A 3,299-nucleotide genomic window follows, 5' to 3' on the forward strand; every position below is an offset into this window, starting at 1 on the left:
TGAAATTTTATGGCGGTTTATTAAGTATGAATGGATTGAGATATCTGCTTACAAGAGTTGGGGAACTTTTGTTACCTCTGTGGAAAAAATCCTGAAAGAATTTGGAGAAAACTATGTAATTAATTTTGTCTAGCTACTTACATATCAGCCGTGTCGAGCAACGTCACGCCTAGCTCTAAGGCGCGATGAATGCTGGCGATCGCTTCTGACTCATCGGCTATGCCGTAGAACTCGGACATACCCATACAGCCCAGTCCTAACTCTGAAACTACTAATCCTTGATTGCCGAGTTTTCGCTGTTTCATGATGTTTTCCTATTAGTCTAAAGTTCTTGAGGTGTCGGATCGATGATGATTTCATTCACATCAAAATCACCGGGCTGCTTAATGGCATAGGCGATCGCACGGCCAATGGCCTCTGCATCAATGGCGATCGGATAAAATTCATTCATCTTACATCTTGCACCATTCTCAAGAACAGGCAAGATGCCTGTTCCACAAAGAACTAATTTCTTGTGGGGTGGGCAGGAGAGCCCGCCCATAAAAGCCTTATTGAGAATGGTGCAACATCTCAGTTCATGCTCGAAGGTTTGAGCTATCTCGGTCCTTAGCGACTGCTGACTCCATCAGTCGTGCGTCCGCTCATTTCAGTCGCGTCGATGCGGTAGATTGCGATCGCTTCTGAACGTCCCTGAGCATCAATCCAGGTTCGATTGATAGCAGGTGAGAGCGTGGGATTGCGCTCTTCGATCGAGTGCATTGCCCGATCGATGTCTTCCTGAACAGTGAGGCGGGAGGCTCGACCATTCACAATCACGCTGCGCCAATGAAGCGGATCATGTATTTCTTCAACCTGTAGACAGATTTCGGGATTTGCGTCTATGTCATGAGTCTTCATGCCTTCGGTTGTAAACAGGTAGATGTCCGAATCTTCGAGATAATAATTCATTGGCATCACGTAGGGTTTGCCTTCGTGTATGCAGCCCAGATGACCGTATCCTACCTGGTGTAGCAGCTCGTGTATTTCTTTTGAACTCATTTCATCAATATCTAACATTACTTTTCTCTTAAAAATTCAGTTGATTGCTAGTATTGAAGAGAAATAGTCCCGGCTTTACATCTGTCGTTAGATGGAATCGATATGTGAAAGTCAATGATGGGAGTCAGCAGCCTGTTGAGAAAGCGATCGCCTCACAAATCTTCTGCCCGCTTAATTGATGCTTTTTTACCCGCAGCTACGCTAGCAACAACCAAACAGGCCGTGACTAGGGCGTCGGTTCAGTATCAGGAGTTGACAAAACAAACTGTTCATGATATGTGAATTGAGAAGCCTGTTAAATTCTCACAATCAGGAAGAAGGAAGAAACCTTATGCGCCCTCACTTATGGCATCCTCCAATTGAACTCTCAGAAAGAGAATCGTTGATTATCAAACGCATTAAACGAGCCAAGTTATTCACGTTTCTTCGACTGAACCGTTCATTTATATTTAATGATGAGTTTCAAGAAGAACTTGCTACAATTTTTAAAGACAGCACAGTAGGTCAGGGCCCAGTTCCTCCTGCACAACTTGCCTTGGCAATTATTCTGCAAGCCTACTTAGGCATTTCAGATGATGAAGTCATTGAAGAAATGCTCATGGATCAACGTTGGCAGTTAGTTCTTGATTGTCTCAATTGTGAAAGTCCTCCTTTTAGCAAAGCCACTTTGGTTCGATTCAGAAAGGGCTTAATTAAAAAAGAACTAGACCAACGTTTAATTGACCGCACCGTAGAAATTGCCAAACAAAAAGGTGGATTTGGCTCATCTCAACTTAAAGCGGCTTTAGATTCCTCCCCGTTATGGGGAGCCGGGAAAGTCGAAGATACATATAATCTATTGGGTCATGCTTTGCGGAAAGCAGTGAGTATGATAGCTGCTGTGCAGGGGCGGGAGCCAGCAGAAATTGCCCTGGAAGCAGGTGCACCCATCCTTAATAGTTCCAGCTTAAAAACGGCCTATAATTTAAACTGGGATAATCCAGTAGAGCGTCAAAATGCACTCTTAATTATCCTAAGTAGCTTAGATTCAGTGGAAGAATGGATGCAAAGCCAGTCTGATTGTGATGAATTTAAAGTAGTTCAAGAGACTCTGGATGTTGCCCGAGTCATTGAATCCCAAAATGTGACTTTCGACTCACAAGGCGTTCCGAGTTTAAGTAAAGGGGTCGCCAAAGATCGTCGCATTTCTATTGAAGACCCAGATATGCGGCATGGGCGTAAAAGCCGCTCTAAAAAAATAGATGGATATAAACGCCACGTTCTTAAAGATTTAGAGAGTGGTGTAGTTTGCGCGGTGGCGTTGACACGCGCAAATACTCCAGAATCTGCTGCTACAATTGACCTAGAACGTGACTTAAAATCTCAAAATATTCACCGATCTGAGTTACATATCGCTCGGGCTTATTTATCTAGTCATTGGGTGACACAACGGGATGATAAATTACAGATATTTTGTAAGGCGTGGCCGGTCAAAAATTCTGGACGGTTTGATAAAAATTCTTTTTTTCTTGACTGGGATACGCATTTAATTAGCTGTCCTAATCAGGTAAGTATCCCATTTGAACCCGGAAAAATTGTTCATTTTCCTCAGAATGAATGTGCAATTTGTCCTCTGAGATCTGGTTGCACGAATAGTAAAAGAGGACGGACTGTATCAATTCATCCTGATGAAGCCTTAATGCAAGAGTTGCGAGCACGTCAATCCACTGCTATTGGTAGAATAGACTTAAGAAAACGTACTACAGTTGAACACTCTCTGGCTCATATTGGGCATTGGCAGGGGAACCGTGCTCGCTATATCGGGCAGCGGAAAAATCTTTTCTCACTACGGCGAGTCGCTGTCGTCCATAATCTTCATGTCATTGCTCGAATGGATAAGGTTCGGCCAATTACACCAGGCATAGAGTCGAACTCATGCACTGGCTAATTTCATAAAGTCCTTTTTTTGTCAACTCCTAATACTGAACCGACGCTCTAGGGCGATCGGCTCCAGAGTTTCACCAAGCAACATTGCCGAAGCTAGGAGCGTCAAAAATGGTTGCAATAACTGAATTTGGCCTACCCGGGCAACTCCACCCATTGCCATACCATGATACCAGGCAAAAAATGCGATAAATTGACTAAGGACTGAAAAATAAATAACTTGATGAATTACTAAGTTTGAGGTACGGCTCTATAGTTCCATTTTGGCAAGTATTCATCAAAAGTAATTTGCATAGTTTTTTTAAAATTATCAGCTACCTTTCGACCAATTTTATAGA

The 3,299-nt window shown here is 43.1% G+C and carries 6 protein-coding genes; 2 read left to right on the forward strand and 4 right to left on the reverse strand.

Features of this window, described 5'->3' with window-relative positions:
* Positions 1-137: 137 nt before the first annotated feature.
* The 3 genes from ACUVJL_RS09265 to ACUVJL_RS09275 all read right to left on the reverse strand — a co-directional run bounded on the left by ACUVJL_RS09265 (position 138) and on the right by ACUVJL_RS09275 (position 1,056).
* The gene (locus ACUVJL_RS09265) at positions 138-305 is read right to left on the reverse strand and encodes a hypothetical protein (protein ID WP_445245573.1); all 168 of its coding nucleotides are present in this window, start codon (positions 303-305) and stop codon (positions 138-140) included.
* Positions 306-322: 17 nt separating this feature from the next.
* Complete coding sequence (locus tag ACUVJL_RS09270; RefSeq protein ID WP_445245574.1) at positions 323-484, reverse strand: hypothetical protein; 162 nt, start codon at positions 482-484, stop codon at positions 323-325.
* A 122-nt stretch (positions 485-606) separates the two neighbouring features.
* Positions 607-1,056 (reverse strand): pyridoxamine 5'-phosphate oxidase family protein, encoded by a 450-nt coding sequence (locus ACUVJL_RS09275; RefSeq protein ID WP_445245575.1) that lies wholly within the window; start codon positions 1,054-1,056, stop codon positions 607-609.
* Positions 1,057-1,152: 96 nt separating this feature from the next.
* Here ACUVJL_RS09275 and ACUVJL_RS09280 point away from each other — a divergent pair, with 96 nt between their 5' ends.
* Entirely contained in the window at positions 1,153-1,320 is a 168-nt protein-coding gene (locus ACUVJL_RS09280) for a hypothetical protein (RefSeq protein ID WP_445245576.1), read from the forward strand.
* A gap of 49 nt (positions 1,321-1,369) precedes the next feature.
* A complete protein-coding gene (locus tag ACUVJL_RS09285; RefSeq protein WP_445245577.1) occupies positions 1,370-2,965 on the forward strand; it encodes an IS1182 family transposase in 1,596 nt (531 codons plus the stop codon).
* 21 nt (positions 2,966-2,986) lie between these two features.
* On the opposite strand, the gene ACUVJL_RS09290 is transcribed toward ACUVJL_RS09285, so the two are convergent.
* On the reverse strand, positions 2,987-3,190 hold the full coding sequence (locus ACUVJL_RS09290) for an EamA family transporter (RefSeq protein ID WP_445245578.1): 204 nt from the start codon (positions 3,188-3,190) through the stop codon (positions 2,987-2,989).
* Positions 3,191-3,299: the final 109 nt, after the last annotated feature.

Source organism: Microcoleus sp. OTE_8_concoct_300 (genome assembly GCF_031383065.1).
Taxonomy (GTDB): Bacteria; Cyanobacteriota; Cyanobacteriia; order Cyanobacteriales; family Microcoleaceae; genus Microcoleus.